13 protein-coding genes, 1 tRNA gene and 1 pseudogene are annotated in these 17,415 nt (G+C 69.3%); 1 reads left to right on the top strand and 14 read right to left on the bottom strand.

Annotated elements, in window-relative coordinates:
- Window positions 1–34 precede the first annotated feature (34 nt).
- From prmC to AB5J49_RS32225, 12 genes are all read right to left on the bottom strand, one after another.
- Window positions 35–874 (bottom strand): peptide chain release factor N(5)-glutamine methyltransferase, encoded by an 840-nt coding sequence (gene prmC / locus AB5J49_RS32280; protein ID WP_369172385.1) that lies wholly within the window; start codon window positions 872–874, stop codon window positions 35–37.
- 72 nt (window positions 875–946) lie between these two features.
- Entirely contained in the window at window positions 947–2,023 is a 1,077-nt protein-coding gene (prfA, locus tag AB5J49_RS32275) for a peptide chain release factor 1 (RefSeq protein WP_369172384.1), read from the bottom strand.
- Window positions 2,024–2,137: 114 nt separating this feature from the next.
- Window positions 2,138–2,362, bottom strand: coding sequence for a 50S ribosomal protein L31 (gene rpmE, locus AB5J49_RS32270; RefSeq protein WP_369172383.1), 225 nt, complete (start codon window positions 2,360–2,362; stop codon window positions 2,138–2,140).
- Between the two features lie 164 nt (window positions 2,363–2,526).
- Window positions 2,527–3,657, bottom strand: coding sequence for an LCP family protein (locus AB5J49_RS32265; RefSeq protein ID WP_369172382.1), 1,131 nt, complete (start codon window positions 3,655–3,657; stop codon window positions 2,527–2,529).
- A 207-nt stretch (window positions 3,658–3,864) separates the two neighbouring features.
- Window positions 3,865–5,646, bottom strand: a complete 1,782-nt coding sequence (locus AB5J49_RS32260) for a trypsin-like serine protease (RefSeq protein WP_369175338.1) — start codon at window positions 5,644–5,646, stop codon at window positions 3,865–3,867.
- Between the two features lie 175 nt (window positions 5,647–5,821).
- Window positions 5,822–7,831: a transcription termination factor Rho gene (gene rho / locus AB5J49_RS32255; RefSeq protein WP_369172381.1), complete on the bottom strand. Its 2,010-nt coding sequence runs from the start codon at window positions 7,829–7,831 to the stop codon at window positions 5,822–5,824.
- A gap of 390 nt (window positions 7,832–8,221) precedes the next feature.
- Window positions 8,222–9,139, bottom strand: coding sequence for a homoserine kinase (gene thrB / locus AB5J49_RS32250; protein ID WP_369172380.1), 918 nt, complete (start codon window positions 9,137–9,139; stop codon window positions 8,222–8,224).
- A 330-nt stretch (window positions 9,140–9,469) separates the two neighbouring features.
- Window positions 9,470–10,528, bottom strand: a complete 1,059-nt coding sequence (gene thrC / locus AB5J49_RS32245; protein WP_369172379.1) for a threonine synthase — start codon at window positions 10,526–10,528, stop codon at window positions 9,470–9,472.
- Window positions 10,529–10,534: 6 nt separating this feature from the next.
- On the bottom strand, window positions 10,535–11,827 hold the full coding sequence (locus AB5J49_RS32240; RefSeq protein WP_369172378.1) for a homoserine dehydrogenase: 1,293 nt from the start codon (window positions 11,825–11,827) through the stop codon (window positions 10,535–10,537).
- A 146-nt stretch (window positions 11,828–11,973) separates the two neighbouring features.
- Window positions 11,974–13,365: a diaminopimelate decarboxylase gene (gene lysA / locus AB5J49_RS32235; RefSeq protein WP_369172377.1), complete on the bottom strand. Its 1,392-nt coding sequence runs from the start codon at window positions 13,363–13,365 to the stop codon at window positions 11,974–11,976.
- A gap of 17 nt (window positions 13,366–13,382) precedes the next feature.
- A complete protein-coding gene (gene nrtL / locus AB5J49_RS32230; protein ID WP_369172376.1) occupies window positions 13,383–14,441 on the bottom strand; it encodes an ArgS-related anticodon-binding protein NrtL in 1,059 nt (352 codons plus the stop codon).
- Between the two features lie 216 nt (window positions 14,442–14,657).
- Window positions 14,658–15,152 (bottom strand): response regulator, encoded by a 495-nt coding sequence (locus AB5J49_RS32225; RefSeq protein WP_369175337.1) that lies wholly within the window; start codon window positions 15,150–15,152, stop codon window positions 14,658–14,660.
- A gap of 195 nt (window positions 15,153–15,347) precedes the next feature.
- Here AB5J49_RS32225 and AB5J49_RS32220 point away from each other — a divergent pair.
- A tRNA-Arg gene (locus AB5J49_RS32220) sits at window positions 15,348–15,419 on the top strand.
- Between the two features lie 116 nt (window positions 15,420–15,535).
- Here AB5J49_RS32220 and AB5J49_RS32215 read toward each other — a convergent pair.
- Both AB5J49_RS32215 and AB5J49_RS32210 read right to left on the bottom strand, forming a co-directional pair.
- Window positions 15,536–15,833 (bottom strand): annotated as a pseudogene (locus tag AB5J49_RS32215) (site-specific integrase); the annotation flags it as partial.
- A 75-nt stretch (window positions 15,834–15,908) separates the two neighbouring features.
- Window positions 15,909–17,174 carry a DNA sulfur modification protein DndB gene (locus tag AB5J49_RS32210; protein WP_369172375.1) on the bottom strand — a complete coding sequence of 422 codons (1,266 nt, stop codon included), beginning with the start codon at window positions 17,172–17,174 and terminating at the stop codon, window positions 15,909–15,911.
- Window positions 17,175–17,415: the final 241 nt, after the last annotated feature.

Genomic DNA, 17,415 nt, shown 5'->3' with positions numbered 1-17,415 from the left:
TACACGTACTTCGGGAAAAGACTCTGTGGGGTGGTCACGGCAGCGCCTTGCGTGCGGTCGCGAACCTCGGGCGGTTGTTGAGGTCGGGATGGTCGGCCGCGTCGGCCCAGCCCCGCTCCTCGGTGAAGATCCACGGCACCTGGCCGCCCTGGGTGTCGGCGTGCTCGATGACGACGACGCCGCCGGGGCGCAGGAGCCGGTGTGCGGTCCGTTCCAGACCGCGGATGAGGTGGAGGCCGTCCTCCCCTGAGAACAGGGCGAGTTCGGGATCGTAGTCCCGCGCCTCGGGAGCGACGTACTCCCATTCGGTGAGCGGGATGTAGGGCGGGTTGGAGATGACCAGGTCGACCTGGCCGTCGAGGTCGGGGAAGGCGTCCAGGGCGTTGCCCTGGCGCAGGTCGACCCGGGACCCCTCCACGTTCTTGCGCGTCCACTGCAGGGCGTCCTCGGACAGCTCCACGGCGTGCACGCGCGAGCGCGGGACCTCCTGGGCGAGGGCGAGCGCGATGGCGCCGGAGCCGGTGCACAGATCGACGATGCAGGGCTCGACGACGTCCATCGCGCGCACGGCGTCTATGGCCCACCCGACCACCGACTCGGTCTCGGGTCGGGGCACGAACACGCCGGGCCCGACTTGGAGTTCGAGATACCGGAAGTAGGCCCGCCCGGTGATGTGCTGCAACGGCTCGCGCTGCTCACGGCGGGCGATGACCTCCCAGTACCGGGCGTCGAAGTCCGAGTCCTTCACGGAGTGCAGCTCGCCCCGCTTCACGCCGTGCACGAACGCGGCGAGCTCCTCCGCGTCGTTGCGCGGCGAGGGCACGCCGGCGTCGGCCAGCCGCTGGGTGGCCTGGGCCACCTCCGCGAGCAGCACGCTGCGGGGGCTTGGGGATCGCCCCCCAATGAATTGCTGCACGCAAGTCCTCCGGTCGTACTCGTACGTGCCTTACGCGGCCGCTAGCTTGGCGGCCGAGTCCGCGTCGACGCAGGCCTGGATCACCGAGTCGAGGTCGCCGTCCAACACCTGGTCCAGGTTGTACGCCTTGAAGCCGACGCGGTGGTCCGAGATGCGATTCTCCGGGAAGTTGTAGGTGCGGATCTTCTCGGAGCGGTCGACCGTGCGGACCTGGCTGCGGCGGGCGTCGGCGGGCTCCTTCTCGGCCTCCTCCTGCGCCGCTGCGAGCAGCCTGGAGCGCAGGATACGCATAGCCTGCTCCTTGTTCTGCAGCTGGCTCTTCTCGTTCTGGCAGGAGGCCACGACTCCGGTGGGAAGGTGCGTGATGCGCACGGCGGAGTCGGTGGTGTTGACGGACTGACCACCCGGGCCGGACGACCGGTACACGTCGATCCGCAGGTCGTTCGGGTTGATCTCGACGTCGATCTCCTCGGCCTCGGGCGTGACCAGCACACCGGCCGCGGAGGTGTGGATCCGGCCCTGGGACTCGGTCGCCGGCACGCGCTGCACGCGGTGCACCCCGCCCTCGTACTTCAGCCGCGCCCACACGCCCTGCCCGGGCTCGGTGGCACCCTGGCCGCCCTTGGTCTTCACGGCGACCTGGACGTCCTTGTAGCCGCCGAGCTCGGACTCGGTGGAGTCGATGATCTCGGTCTTCCAGCCGACGCGCTCGGCGTAGCGCAGGTACATGCGCAGCAGGTCACCGGCGAACAGCGCCGACTCGTCGCCGCCCGCGCCCGCCTTGATCTCGAGGATGACGTCCTTGTCGTCGCTGGGGTCGCGCGGGACGAGCAGCAGGCGGAGCTTCTCCGTCAGCTCCTCGCGCTGCTTGTCCAGCTCCTTGACCTCGGCGGCGAACTCCGGGTCGTCGGCGGCGAGTTCACGTGCGGTCTCGATGTCGTCGCCGGTCTGCTTCCAGGAGCGGTACGTGGCGACGATCGGGGTGAGCTCGGCGTAGCGCTTGTTCAGCTTGCGCGCGTTCGCCTGGTCGGCGTGCACCGACGGGTCGGCGAGCTTCGTCTCCAGGTCGGCGTGCTCAACGACCAGGTCCGCGACGGCCTCGAACATCTTGGGCTCCTGTGTGTACGTGGGTGAAGTGGCGGGCGACCAAAAACGCCGGTCCCGGTGCGGCTCCTCCGGTAGGGAGGGCACGCGAACCGTGGACCGGCGAATTGGAGCTCGCTACTTCTTGGAGCCGGCAGGTGCCTTGCCGAAGCGGGCCTCGAAGCGGGCCACACGGCCACCGGTGTCGAGGATCTTCTGCTTGCCCGTGTAGAACGGGTGGCACTCGGAGCAGACCTCGGCGCGGATGGTGCCGCTGTTGATCGTGCTACGGGTGGTGAACGACGCGCCACAGGTGCAGCTGACCTGCGTCTCGACGTACTCGGGGTGGATGTCGCGCTTCAAGGTGTCTCCTAGTTTCGGGAGGGCGCCGGGTCGCAGCCGCGGGGTGCGGGAGCGTGAACCGGAGCCGACGTACCAGTCTGCCAGGACTGGTGTCCATCAGCCAAAACCGGGGGTGGCCGTGGTCTATTCCCCGGGGCCCCCTGGCCAACCCCTGGGGTCCCCGGCTAACTCACCACACCCTTGGCATCGCCCGTGGCCGTGCCTTCGGTGGCCGCCTTCGGGATCACCTTGTCGTTCTTCAGGGCGTCCCACACCAGCCGGGCCTTCTTCTTCGCCACGAGCACCCGGTTCGGGTCCGCGGGGTCGTACTGGACCGGCATCGTGACCATGGTCATGTTCTTGGAGCTGATGCCCTTGAGGCCGCCCGCGAAGGACATGAGCTTGTTGACCGAGCCGAGGTCGGAGTCGGCCGTCACCGTCTTGGTGGCGGTGTTGGCCAGGTCGTAGAGCCTCTTGGGGTTGCCGAAGAGGTTGATGTCCTTGACCTGGTTGATCAGCGCCTTGATGAAGGCCTGCTGGAGCTGGATGCGGCCGAGGTCGGAGCCGTCACCCACGCCGTGCCGGGTGCGGACCAGGCCAAGGGCCTGCTTGCCGGTGAGCTGGTGGGTGCCGGCCTTGAGGTTGAGGTGGCTGTCGGGGTCGCTGATGTTCTTGGTGGTGGTGACCTCGACGCCGCCGAGCTCGTCGATGAGCTTCTGGAAGCCGGAGAAGTCGACCTCCAGATAGTGGTCCATGCGGATGCCGGTGATGGACTCGACGGTCTTCACCGCGCAGGCGGCGCCGCCCGTGGAGTACGACTCGTTGAACATCACGCCGGACGCCGCGTCGTGGGTGTCGCCGTTGGTGTCGGTGCACCGGGGGCGGTCCACGAGGGTGTCGCGCGGGACGGAGACCACGCTGGCCTTCTTGTGGCCTTCGTAGACGTGCACGATCATCGCCGTGTCGGAGCGGGCGCTGCCGTCGTCGGTGCCGCCGCCGAGGTTCTTGTTGCTGCCGGAGCGGGTGTCGGAGCCGAGGACGAGGATGTTCTCCGAGCCGTTGTCGACCTTCTCGGGCCGCTCGGTGCCAAGGGCCTGGTCGATGTCGACGCTCTTGAGGTTGCCGTTGAGCTTGAAGTACAGGTACCCGGCTCCGGTGCCGCCCAGGACCACGATCCCGGCGGCCGTCCAGGCCGTGATCAGCAGGCCCTTGCGCTTGTCTCGGGGTTTGCGACGGCGGCCCTTGGCGCGGTGGCGCGGACCTGCGGTGCCGGTCTGACCCGGTATGCCGGGCTCCGGCGTGCTCTCGGCGGACACTGTGCTCCTCGGTTCTCGTCCGGTCGGTTACCCCCTGCTTTCAGGGTCAGGCGTGGTCATTTGGCGCTTACCACACCATCGTGACCCCGTCCGGTCAGACGGGGAAACTCGGAGAAGGGTTGCACAACGGACCGTGCCCACCGCCGAGGAGCGGTGGGCACGGTGCGTGGTCGGTGATACCGGGGCAGGCCCCGCTCACCTGCGGTTTCAGCCGAAGATGTCGTACTGCTCGAAGTCCGTGCCGACCGAGATCCTTGTGGCGAAGATCTCGCTGGTGGCCTTTCCGGTGCCCTTGTACAGGTAGAGCGTGCCGCCGGGCGTGCGGGCCAGGAAGTCCGCCCTGCCGTCGCCGCTGATGTCGCCGACCGCGTCGAAGGCGTTGTAGCCGGCCCACTCCCGCACCTTGATACGGCTGGAGAAGGCGCCCGTGCCGGACTTGCCGGTCCCCTTGTAGAGGTACAGGTAGCCGGTGCTGGAGGCGCGGGCGATCAGGTCGGTCTTGCCGTCGCCGGTGAAGTCGCCGTGGCCGCGCAGGGAGTTGTACTGGTTCCAGCCGGTGCCGACCTTGACCGGGGTGGCGAAGGAGCCGTTGCCCGTGCCCGGGTAGATCCACAGGGTGCCGCCGGAGTCGACCGAGAGCAGGTCGGGCAGGTAGTCGCCGGTGACGTCGCCCGGGGCGACGACGCGGGTGCGGGTCTTCCAGTTGCTGAACAGCGTCTTGGTGGCCCAGGAGCCGCTGGCCTGCACATAGTGCGCCCAGAACATGGCACCGTCGGAGCTGCGCCGGTACACCAGGTCCTGGTAGCCGTCCCGGTCGAGGTCGGTCTGCAGGACGACGTTCACGCCGCTCCAGTCGCCCCAGGACTCGCGCGCGGCGAACGAGGTGCCGCCCGAGTCCTTCGAGTAGCCGGTCTTCGTAGACGCGTTGCGCAGCCACAGGTCGGCCCGGTGGTCACCGCTGACGTTGGTGTCGTCGATGCGCGGGTAGGCGGCGCCGACATAGCTGCTGACCTTGGAGAACACGCTGTACGCGCCCTCGGCGACGCAGTCCTGCACACCCCAGGAGACGACACCGACGATCCGGTTGTTCACCACCAGCGGTCCGCCGGAGTCACCGTTGCAGGCGGAGGTGGTGCCGCTGTCGCTGCCGCTGGCCGGCGGGCCCGCGCAGACCATGTGGCCCTTGATGAACTCGCTGCCGTAGTAGCCGGTGCAGGTGCTGTCGGACTGGACGGGCAGCGTGGCCGTCTTCAGCGTGTCGGAGACGTCCTGGCTGGTGGAGCTGGTCCGGCCCCAGCCGTAGACCTTGGCGTTCGTCCCGGCGGTGTACGAGGCGGTGTCGCCGGACGTCGTCATCCGGATCGGCGTCGCCTTGACGGCGTTCGCCAGCGTGATGACGGCGATGTCGTTGTCGATCGTCGTCGCGTTGTACGACGGGTGGTTCCACTGTCGGTGCGGCAGCGTGACGGTGCCGCCGTGCAGGTCGGTGTTGCCGGCCTCATCGGTGGTCGGCAGCTGGGCGGTGCCGGTGACGACGGCGCCGTAGTTGAACCAGTCGTAGCCCTTGACGCAGTGCGCGGCGGTGAGGATCTTCGTCGGCGCGACGACGGCGCCCCCGCAGAAGAACCCGAGGTCGTCGGCCTCGTCTGCGGTGCCCTGGTCGTCGTAGTACCAGAGCTGCGCCATCCAGGGCGCCGAGGTGATGCTGGTCGTCGTGCCACCGATGACCATGGGACTCACGGTGGAGTCACCGGAGGAGCTGCTGGTGCTCGCGCTGTACGACGACTTCGTGGCCGTCTCCCCCGCGGTGTCGTCACCGGCGACGGCACCGGCGACGCGCCGCTCCAGCTCGGCGAGCGAGGCCGAACTGGTGGCGGGCTTCACGGTGGGCTTGGGCAGCGCGGTCGCGGCGCCCGCGGACGAGGTCAGCAGGGCGGCGGCGACGGCCGCGGCGACGCCGACAGCGGCGATGGGCAGCCCGAAACGTATCCGGCGTCTGTGACGACCGCTGCCGGACAGGGTGGTGGTCAAGGTCCCCCCAGAGACACAAGAGTAGGAAGGGGCGTACGGATACACCCGTCCCTATCAGCGCCCGAAGGCCGCTCCCCGTCACTGTCTGACGGGGAGCGCCCTTCGGGACTTTCTGGGAGCGCCTGTGCCGTGCTCAGTCGCCGTTGCCGGGCGACGGCGTCGTCTTCTGGATCTGCAGCAGGAACTCGCCGTTCGACTTCGTCTGCTTCATCTTGTCGAGGAGCAGTTCGATCGCCTGCTGCTGGTCGAGCGCGTGCAGCACCCGGCGCAGCTTCCAGACGACGGCGAGCTCGTCGTTGCCGAGCAGGATCTCTTCCTTGCGGGTGCCGGACGCGTCGACGTCCACCGCCGGGAAGATGCGCTTGTCGGCGAGCTTGCGGTCGAGCTTGAGCTCCATGTTGCCGGTGCCCTTGAACTCCTCGAAGATCACCTCGTCCATGCGGGACCCGGTGTCGACGAGAGCCGTCGCCAGGATGGTGAGCGAGCCACCGTCCTCGATGTTGCGCGCGGCACCGAAGAAGCGCTTCGGCGGGTACAGCGCGGTCGAGTCGACACCACCGGACAGGATGCGGCCGGAGGCGGGGGCGGCGAGGTTGTAGGCACGGCCCAGACGCGTGATGGAGTCCAGCAGGACAACCACGTCGTGGCCCAGCTCGACGAGCCGCTTCGCACGCTCGATGGCGAGCTCGGCGACCGTCGTGTGGTCCTCGGCCGGGCGGTCGAAGGTCGAGGAGATGACCTCGCCCTTCACCGACCGCTGCATGTCGGTGACCTCTTCCGGACGCTCGTCGACCAGGACGACCATCAGGTGGCACTCGGGGTTGTTGTGCGTGATCGCGTTGGCGATCGCCTGCATGATCATGGTCTTACCGGTCTTCGGCGGGGCCACGATCAGACCGCGCTGGCCCTTACCGATCGGCGACACGAGGTCGATGATGCGGGTGGTCAGCACGCCCGGGTCGGTCTCCAGACGGAGCCGGTCCTGCGGGTACAGCGGGGTCAGCTTGTTGAACTCCGGGCGGCCGCGGCCGTGTTCGGGCGCCATGCCGTTGACGGAGTCGAGACGCACCAGCGCGTTGAACTTCTCGCGCCGCTCGCCTTCCTTGGGCTGACGGACCGCACCGGTGATGTGGTCGCCCTTGCGCAGGCCGTTCTTGCGGACCTGGGCGAGGGAGACGTACACGTCGTTCGGGCCCGGCAGGTAGCCCGAGGTACGGATGAAGGCGTAGTTGTCGAGGATGTCCAGGATGCCCGCGACCGGGATCAGGACGTCGTCCTCGTTGATCTGCGGCTCGCCCGCGCCACCGATCTCGTCACGGCCACGACGGCCACGGCGGTCGCGGTAACGCCCGCGACGCCCACGGCGGCCACCGTCGAAGTCGTCGTCGTCCTGCTGCTGGCGGTCGCGGTCACGGTCCTGACGGCCGCCGCCCTGCTGCTGGTTCTGCTGCTGGCCGCGGTCCTGACGGCCGCCGCCCTGCTGGTCGTCGCCCTTGCGACGGTCACCGCGGTCACCGCGGTCACCGCGGTCACCGCGCTCGCGGTCCCGGCCGCGCTCACGGCGGTCGCGACGACGGCCCTCGCCGCCCTCACCGGCGTCGCCCTGCGGCTGCGCGGGCGTCTCGGCCTTCGGCTCGCTCTTCGCCTCGGCCGCGACCGTCTCGGGGGCGGCCGCGGGGGCACCGGCGTCGGCGGTGGCGCGGCGACGACGGCGCTCGACCGGGGCGTCGTCGCTGGCCGGCTGGCCGGGGATCTCGATCTGCTGCTGAGCCACGGCCTTCTCGGCGGGGGCCTCAGCCGCCTTCTCCGCCTTCTTCTCGGCGGCTTCGCCGGTACGAGCCTTGGAGGTGGCGCGGCGCTTGGGCTTGGTCTCGGTGGCGACCTCCGCCTTGGGAGCCGCCGCACCTCCCCCGGCCTGCGCCTCCTTGATGACCTCGATCAGCTGGCTCTTGCGCATGCGCGCGGTGCCCCTGATGCCGAGGCCGGATGCGACCTGCTGCAGCTCGGCCAGCACCATGCCCTCAAGGCCGGTACCGCGGCGCCGCCGGGAGCCGGCACCGCTGGCAGGCGCGGAGGCGTCCGTGGCGGGCGCGGCAACGGTCTCCTCGACACGTGCGCCCATCAGATCGGTGGTGTCGCTCACGAAGGGTCCTTCCCTGGAGCGGACGTCGGCCTGTCTGGCTCGGCGACCGGTTGTGCTGTCCGGCTTCGGTCCTTGGTGTGTGGACCGTGCCGGGGCGGTGTTCCGCCGAAGCGGCGGGGGAAATTTCTGGTGATGGCACTTCCCAGAGCTGTGGCACTCAGTGTCTGTGTCACTCGGCTCGGTCGCGCCGGTTCCGGAGCGTGCCCGGCGAGTCGCTCAATGCCCGCGTACGTCGTACGGAACACAGTGCGGCTTGGGAGGCTCCCGGAAGAATGTCTGTCCCGGACGGGGACACGAAGCACCTCGCCATGGTGGGGTCGGGTGCAGACTTGAGATTAACACTACCGGATCCAACAAACATTCCCCCTCTCGAAATCCGGCAACCGTGTGTCAGGGCGCAAGCGGCAGCACGCTCGCTCCCTGGGCGTCCAGCTCGAGCCGGTTCGCGGCCCAGCCGTCGCCTGCCAGATGGGCGATCTTGTCGGCGCTGTCGGCATCGACCAACGCCAGAACAGTGGGGCCCGCGCCGGAAATCACGGCCGGGACGCCGTCGGCCCGCAGCCGCTCCACCAGCGCCGCGCTCTCCGGCATCGCGGGTGCGCGGTACTCCTGGTGGAGACGGTCCTCGGTGGCGGGCAGCAGCAGTTCGGGGCGCCTGGTCAGGGCCTCCACGAGCAGGGCTGCACGGCCCGCGTTGGTGGCGGCGTCGACGTGCGGCACGGTGCGCGGGAGCAGGCCGCGCGCGGTCTCGGTCAGGAGCGGCTTTCCGGGCACGAAAACCACCGGAACGATGGAATCGGCCGGGTCCATCCTGATCGCCCGCGCGGCGCCGCCCTCCATCCAGGAGAGGGTGAAGCCGCCGAGCAGACAGGCCGCCACGTTGTCGGGGTGGCCCTCGATCTCGGTGGCGAGCTCCAGGAGGGCCGTGTCGTCGAGCTTGGCCTCGCCGCCTATCGTCACCGCGCGCGCGGCGACGATGCCGGCGCTGATGGCGGCCGAGGAGGAGCCGAGGCCCCGGCCGTGCGGGATGCGGTTGGCGCAGACGATCTCCAGGCCGCGCGGCTGGCCGCCCAGCAGATCGAAGGCGGTGCGCAGGGACCGTACGAGAAGGTGCTTCTCGTCACGCGGCAGCGTCTCGCTGCCCTCACCCGCGATGTCGATGTGCAGCCCGGAGTCGGCCACCCGGACGACCACGTCGTCGTAGAGCCCCAGCGACAGGCCGAGGGCGTCGAAGCCCGGGCCGAGGTTGGCGCTGGTGGCGGGGACGCGCACCCGGACGGCGGCGGCGCGGAAGGCTGGACCGGCCATCGCTCGATGACTCTCCTTGAGCTGCGTGATTGTCGAAGACATTCGATGACGACATTCGATGACGTACGAAGACCCCTGGGGCCGCTTCCGGGCCGCGGAGACGGCGCGGCACCGCGCCCCATGCGGAGGCATATGCGGCGGGCGGGTTCGGTACAGCCTATCGAAGGTAGGTTCTGTGGCGACATAGGGCGCACAGGAGGCGCACGATGCGTGTCGTATGCCCCCTGTGCACCCCCTGGAGGGAAGTCCCCCAGGTAAGCGCCCTCTTATACGCGGACACGAGCCCCGTACGACGGGGTCGGGCGCCGCTACGACGGGGTGTGGCCCGGCTTACGACAGTCCGAGCCGCTCGGCCGCCGTCGCCGCGTCGACCGGGACGGTGACGGGCTGCGGGGCGCCGGCGACGGCCCAGTCGGGGTCCTTGAGGCCGTTGCCGGTGACGGTGCAGACGATCGTCTGGCCCGGGTCGACCTTGCCCTGCTCGGCGGCCTTCAGCAGACCGGCGACGGACGCGGCCGAGGCGGGCTCCACGAAGACGCCCTCCTGCGCGGCCAACAGCCGGTAGGCGCGCAGGATTTCACGGTCCGTCACCTCGTCGATGAAGCCGCCGGACTCGTCCCGCGCGGCGAGCGCGTACTGCCAGGACGCGGGATTGCCGATGCGGATGGCGGTGGCGATGGTCGACGGGTCCTTGACGACCTCGCCGCGCACGATGGGCGCGGAGCCGGAGGCCTGGAAGCCCCACATGCGCGGGGTCTGCCCGGCGATGCCGTCGGCGGCGTACTCCGTGTAGCCCTTCCAGTACGCGGTGATGTTGCCCGCGTTGCCCACCGGCAGGACGTGGATGTCGGGAGCGTCGCCCAGCATGTCCACGATCTCGAAGGCGGCCGTCTTCTGCCCCTCGATACGCACCGGGTTGACCGAATTGACCAGCGCCACGGGGTAGTTGTCGCTCAGGTCGCGGGCGAGCGTGAGGCAGTCGTCGAAGTTGCCGTCGACCTGGAGGATCTTCGCGCCGTGCACGAGGGCCTGGCCCATCTTGCCGAGCGCGATCTTGCCCTGCGGGACGAGAACGGCCGAAACCATGCCCGCGCGCACGGCGTAGGCGGCGGCTGAGGCCGACGTGTTGCCGGTGGAGGCGCAGATGACCGCCTTCGCGCCCTCCTCCTTGGCCTTGGTGATGGCCATGGTCATGCCGCGGTCCTTGAAGGACCCGGTCGGGTTCGCACCCTCCACCTTGAGGTGGACCTCGCAGCCCGTGCGCTCGGAGAGCACCTGCGCGGGCACGAGGGGCGTGCCGCCCTCGCGGAGCGTCACGACCGGCGTGGTGTCGGAGACGGGAAGCCGGTCCCGGTACTCCTCGATGATTCCGCGCCACTGGTGGGTCATTGCTGGTTACTCTCCTTCAACCCGCATGATGCTGGCGACACCCCGCACGGTGTCGAGCTTGCGCAGCGCCTCCACGGTCCCGGTGAGGGCCGCGTCGGACGCACGGTGGGTGACGACGACGAGGGAGGCCTCGCCGTCCTTGCCCTGCTGGCGAACCGTATCGATCGAGACTCCGTGCTCGGCGAACACGGTTGCCACCTGGGCGAGAACACCCGGTTTGTCCGCCACATCGAGGCTGATGTGGTACCGCGTGACGACGTCACCCATCGGCGACACAGTCAGGGCGGCGTACGCCGACTCGCCGGGCCCCGTTGCCCCGCTGAGCCGGTTGCGGCAGACGGCGACGAGGTCGCCGAGCACGGCGGACGCGGTCGGGGAACCGCCCGCGCCGGGGCCGTAGAACATGAGCTGCCCGGAGGCGTCGGACTCGACGAACACGGCGTTGTACGCGCCGCGCACGGAGGCGAGCGGGTGGGTCAGCGGGATCATGGCGGGATGCACGCGCGCGGTGACGGAGGCCCCGTCCTCGGCCCGCTCGCAGATGGCGAGCAGCTTGATGGTGCAGCCCATGTTCCTCGCGGAGGCGAAGTCGGCGGCGGTGACCTCGGTCATGCCCTCGCGGTAGACGTCGTCGAGGCGCACACGCGTGTGGAACGCGATTCCGGCGAGGATGGCGGCCTTGGCGGCGGCGTCGAAGCCCTCGACGTCGGCGGTCGGGTCGGCTTCGGCGTACCCCAGGGCGGTGGCCTCGTCGAGGGCCTCCTGATACCCGGCGCCGGTCGAGTCCATCTTGTCGAGGATGAAGTTCGTGGTGCCGTTGACGATGCCGAGCACCCGGTTGACCTTGTCGCCGGCGAGGGACTCCCGCAGCGGCCGGATCAGCGGGATGGCGCCGGCGACGGCGGCCTCGTAGTAGAGGTCACGGCCGTGCTGCTCGGCGGCCGCGTGCAGGGCGGCGCCGTCCTGGGCGAGGAGCGCCTTGTTCGCCGACACGACCGACGCGCCGTGCTCGAAGGCGGTGGTGATGAGGGTGCGGGCGGGCTCGATGCCCCCGATGACCTCGACCACCACATCGATGTCGCCGCGTTTGACGAGGGCGGTCGCGTCGGTGGTGACGAGCGCAGGGTCGATGCCCTCACGGACCTTGGAGGGCCGCCGTACGGCCACCCCCGCGAGCTCCACGGGCGCCCCGATCCTGGCGGCGAGGTCGTCGGCGTGCGTCGTCATGATGCGCGCCACCTCTGAGCCGACAACCCCACAGCCCAGCAGCGCCACCTTCAGCGGACGCGTACGCATCATCCGACCTCGTTTCCTCTTACCATCTACGGTTGCACCAGTCTCACTCACCGGACGGGACTTTCTGCCCTACGTCCGGATCGTGAGACATCGATTTCATTTGTACGGGGGCGGAAGACAGGAGATCTTCCACCCCCGGTCCTACAGGGTTACCCGACGTCGAGACGCAGGAGGTCCTCCTCCGTCTCACGGCGGACGATCACCCGGGCCTCACCGTCGTTCACGGCGACGACGGGCGGCCGGAGCACGTGGTTGTAGTTGCTGGCCATGGACCGGCAGTAGGCACCCGTCGCCGGTACGGCGATGAGGTCGCCCGGTGCCAGGTCGGCGGGAAGGAACGCGTCCTTCACGACGATGTCCCCACTCTCGCAGTGCTTGCCGACGACGCGGGCGAGCATGGGCTCGGCGTCGCTCGTCCGGGACACGAGGGCGACGCTGTACTCGGCGTCGTACAGCGCCGTACGGATGTTGTCGGACATGCCGCCGTCGACGGAGACATACGTGCGCAGCCCGTCGAGCGGCTTGACGGTGCCGACCTCGTAGAGCGTGAAGGCGGTCGGCCCGACGATGGCGCGCCCCGGCTCGACGGAGATCCGCGGAGTCCGCAGCTTGGCGGCCTCGCACTCGCGGGTGACGATCTCGGTCAGCGCCTTGGCGATCTCGTGGGGTTCGCGGGGGTCGTCGTCGCTGGTGTAGGCGATCCCGAGCCCGCCCCCGAGGTCGATCTCGGGAAGCTCGACACCGTGCTCGTCGCGGATGTCCTTGAGCAGCCCGACGACGCGGTGCGCGGCGACCTCGAAGCCGGACATGTCGAAGATCTGCGACCCGATGTGGCTGTGAATCCCGATGAGCTCCAGCCCGTCGAGCTGAAGGGCCCGCCGCACGGCCTCGGCGGGCTGCCCGCCGGCGAGCGGAATGCCGAACTTCTGGTCCTCGTGGGCGGTGGCGATGAACTCGTGCGTGTGCGCCTCGACGCCGACGGTGATCCGGATCTGGACGCGCTGCCGCTTGCCGAGTTCCCGCGCGATGTGCGCGACCCGCACGATCTCCTGGAAGGAGTCGAGGACGATACGCCCGACACCGGCGTTGACGGCCCGGGTGATCTCGTCGACGGACTTGTTGTTGCCGTGGAAGGCGATGCGGTCGGCGGGCATTCCGGCGGAGAGGGCGGTGGCGAGCTCGCCCCCGGAGCACACATCCAGGTTGAGCCCCTCGTCGTGCAGCCACCGCACGACGGCACGGGACAGGAACGCCTTGCCGGCGTAGAAGACGTCGGCGTCGGCCCCGAAGGCGCTGCGCCAGGCCCGTGCCCGGGCCCGGAAGTCGGCCTCGTCGAGGAAGTAGGCGGGGGTGCCGTGCTGTTCGGCGAGGCTCTTCACGTCGATGCCGCCGACGGTGACGACGCCTTCGGCGTTGCGGGCGACGGTCTGGGCCCACACCTTCGGGTCGAGGGCGTTGAGGTCGGTGGGCGGAGCGGAGTAGTGCCCCTCGGGGAGGACGTCGGCGTGGCGGGGCCCGGCGGGGTGGGCGGAACGGCTCATGACTGGCGTGGACTCTCTCAGAGGTGTTCGGGTGCGTCGATGCCGAGCAGGGACAGGCCACCGGCCAGCACCGTCCCGGCGGCTTCGGCGAGCGCGAGCCGGGCGCGGTGGGTGGCCGAGGGTTTCTCCGCACCGCGGGGAAGGACGGCGGGCAGCAGAGGGAGCACGGCATCGGCGACGGTGACGAGGTGCCGGGCGAGACGGTCGGGGGTGCGGTGCGCTGCCGCGCGGGCCAGGACACGGGGGTGGTCGGCGAGCAGGGCGATGACGTCGTGTCGTACGTCCCCTGGTTCGGCGTCGAATCCCAGGTCGGCGGCGTTACGGCCGAGGGCCCGGGTGCGGGCGTGGGCGTAGCGGACGCGGAAGAGGGGGTTGCTCTCGCGCTGGACGAGGTGGTCGTCGGTGATACGGGGCCGGTCGTGGGCGGCGGGGTGGAGCAGGGCCCAGCGGGCGGCGTCGCGGCCGAGCGGGAGGGGATCGACAGGGGCGGGCACCGGACGCACGACGTAGTGGGGCGGGTCGGGCGAGTCCTGCGCGCCCTGCATGCCCTGCGTGCCGTGCCCGTCGACACGTACCCCCAGGAGGTCGGCCCACTGCGGCTCGAGTGCGGCCTCGCAACGGGTGCGGACGAGGGCGCCCTGGGACCGCAGGATCCGGGCGACGGTGTCCATCACGACCACGGCCCGCACCTCACGGGGGCAGTACAGCGGCGCGAAATCCGCGGAGGGGCCGTCGGCGTACCCGTACCGGGTGCCACGCCGCAGGATCTCCTCGACGAGGGCGGCGGGCGCGGTGCCGCCGAGGCTGATGTTGAGGAAGCCGGGCCCGGTGACGACGACGTCGGCGACGCCGTCCACGCCGGCGAGGTGCAGCCGCAGGATCTCCGCGACGCGCAGGGGCGGCTGTCCGGCCGGGCGGGCGAGCTGGAGGGCGATGTTGGTGGCGTAGTCACCACAGCCACCGGGCCCGGGAGCGGTGACCACGACACGCTCCGGCACGCTGACGCGCAGCTCCCCCTCGTCGACAGCACGACGCACCGCGCGCAGCACGGTACGGGAGAGCTCGACGGGGGTCACGGGACAAGCGTAGGGGAGGAGGGGGGTGGGTATGCGAATGGGTTTGGGCCGGGTCCCGCGATGTGGACGGGGTGGGGGCGGGTCGACGCGGGCGATGTGGACGGACCGGGTGGGATGGACGCTGCGGGGGCGCGGGCGGCGCGGGGGCGGGCGGCGCGACGTCGTCGTCGGCCGAGTTGCCGGTCCATGTCCGCGATGACGCTACCGACCGGGCTGTCAGCCGCCGGTGCGCCCGGCGGCCTCGCCGGCCCCGAAGACGCTCCCGAATACGACCTCGTCGGCACCCGCGTCCTCGACCCCATGCTCGGGGTCGCCCCTCCGTTCCCGACTCCGTTCCCGATTCCGCTCCCCGCTACGCTCCCGCCCGATCAACTGCCGTACGAGGCTGACGAGTTCGGCGGGGTCGAAGGGCTTGGCGAGGAAGGCGTCGACGCCGGTCTCGAGGCCGCTGTCGACCTCGTACTGGGTACAGGCGCTGACGATGGCGAGGGGAAGATCACGGGTACGGGGGTCGGCACGCAGCCGTGCGGCGGTCCGCAGCCCGTCGAGCCGCGGCATGACGACATCCAGGGTGATCGCATCGGGCCGCACCTGATGAACGACATCGAGACACTCGGCACCATCGGCCGCGGTCACCACCTCGAACCCCTCCAGTTCGAGATTGACCCTGATCAGCTGCCGGATGACCTTGTTGTCGTCCACAACAAGCACCCGGCCCGACGCGCCTGGCACAACTCGAGAGTAGGTCCGGACCGGCCACCGCGTCCGGGTTTTCCCCACTTCCACCCCCTGCGGACAAGCCACCGCAGGTCGCACCCGGTGCCACCACCCCGGAAACTCGTTCATGAACACCCCGGAGGAACTGGTAGTGTTCTACCCGTCGCCGCCAAGCAAGGCGCCCGACACGCCCCCGTAGCTCAGGGGATAGAGCAACGGCCTCCGGAGCCGTGTGCGCAGGTTCGAATCCTGCCGGGGGCACCTTGATTTAGGTGCCCAAAGACCCCGTCACCAGCGGAAACGCTGCGGTCGGGGTCTTCGCGTATGTACAGCCGTATGCCGCCGTGAGCGACCGTGTGTCGGGGCCCGTGGACTATTCACGGACACGATCTTGAAGCATCGTCCCTGTGCACCAGCTCTTCGATCTTGCGGTTGGCGGTCTCCTGCCGACCGTCGATGCATTTCGCGTAGCGACTCAGCAGGACCTCAACGCTGTTGCCCGCGCGCTCGGCTACCTCGGTCGCGTCGACGCCGGAGTTGAGCCAGGTCGACAGCACCGGGTGCCGAAGGTCGTACGGACGGGCCTCGAGCGGTGAGGCCAGAACGGCCGGCGGGAGCGCCGGCGCGCGAGCTTCCTGCCAGACCGGGGAAGTACGTCGACGAGCCGACCACTCCCCTCGGTGCCACTCTCGTGCCAGAGGCGCGAAGGACGCCACTTTCCGAAGTGGCGCCCTCATCCCGATTCATGACCTACAGGGCGGCGGGCGCCTTCTTGTACCAGCCAGCGATAACGCCCACCAGGTGGACGATGTTCTGTGTGCGCATGATCGGTGCCGAAGCGTTGGGCTCGAAATCGACGGTGGCCGCGGTCGTACGCCAAATGCTGGTCTCGGAGACTGGCGCGGGCATGTGCGGGTCGAGGCGCTTGAAAAAGTCGGTGACGTCGTCGAGCTCAGCCGGATTCTCGCCCGCCCGGAGCTCGCGGAACACGCCCCCGAGAACGCGAAGCATGCCCACCGAGCCGAGGAGCGAGTTTCGGCGTACCTCCTGGGCCATGGTGAGCTCCCCAGGCTGACGATCCGCCTCGGGGTCGTCCTCAGTGAGGGAGGCGAGGTCGGTGAAGGCGTTGGAGATAACGTCGAGGAAGTCCTTTACCTGCTCGATCACCTCGCCGTCGGTGAGAGTCTGCTCGGCCTTTTTGCTGATCCGGCCGCCGGCACCGGCCATGACTGCGCGGGTGATGTCGGCGACGTGCTTGGCACCCATGAAGTTGGGGTTCTTGAGCGTCATGCGATCCTGCTCAGCGTCGACCCGCCCCTTAAGCAGCGGGTGGTCGATGACGTCGGACAGAGTGCGATTAGCGACCTTGTAGCTGTCGAACCGCGCACGGACGGCGCTGCTGATGCCCTTGGCGTTGTCGGCAACATCCACGAACATCTGCTGAGACTTGATCGGGTCCGGTTCGACATAGATATCCAGACCGACGTACTCGGCCTTGAGGCGGTTCATCTGGCCGATGAGCTTCTCGCGTTCGGTCTCGAGCTTCGCGAATTTCTCGGGGCTGACCTTTCGAGCCATTTCGCGGTCCACGGCGGAGATGGCGTCGGTGATGCGCTGCTTCTCGATGGCGACGCCGAGTACGCGGTGCTGGCCGTCGATGGTCCGCAGGCTGGAGATGCCGCCGATCGCCCACGGAACGGTGAGGTAGCCGACGGCGCCCTGGTCATCCACCTTCTCGAAGATGCATCCGCCGCCGTCCCGGGCCAACAGCGCAGGGGCGACCCAGTCCTGCTTGGTGTCGAGGTACTCGCCGAAGTGCTTGGCGTGGAGGCGGTCGACCTTGCGGTTGTCCTTGTCGACGTTGTTCGGGTCGGGAACGGGGAGGATGGTCGGGAGGTCGAGGAGGGGAACGCGCACGCTGTAGACCGTGCGGCCGCCCTGAGGGGTCTTGATGGCGAGGTACGTGCTGGAGTCCTGCGGCTTGGACAGGCGCAGTGGGTCGACGGCAATGCTCACGAGAAGCCCCCCAATGGGATCAGTCACGCACTTGACCGGCGCGGCAACAACCAAAACCGTAGAGACAGTCGGCAATCCTGGTGGGTAATTTATTATTACCTGACGTAAGTTGATAATTCTTGCGCTTAAGATATTGACACGTAGCGCAACTTGGCGGCGACTGACCGACTGTGATCATCGGTCTCGCCAGCCACAAGGAGGAAGAGATCGCAGGCATCCGGACCACGTGACACCAGATACG

It is taken from the genome of Streptomyces sp. R28, assembly GCF_041052385.1.
In the GTDB taxonomy this organism is placed as follows: Bacteria; Actinomycetota; Actinomycetes; order Streptomycetales; family Streptomycetaceae; genus Streptomyces.
The sequence above is the reverse complement of the archived record's forward strand: the minus strand, read 5'-3'. Positions and strand labels throughout refer to the sequence as shown.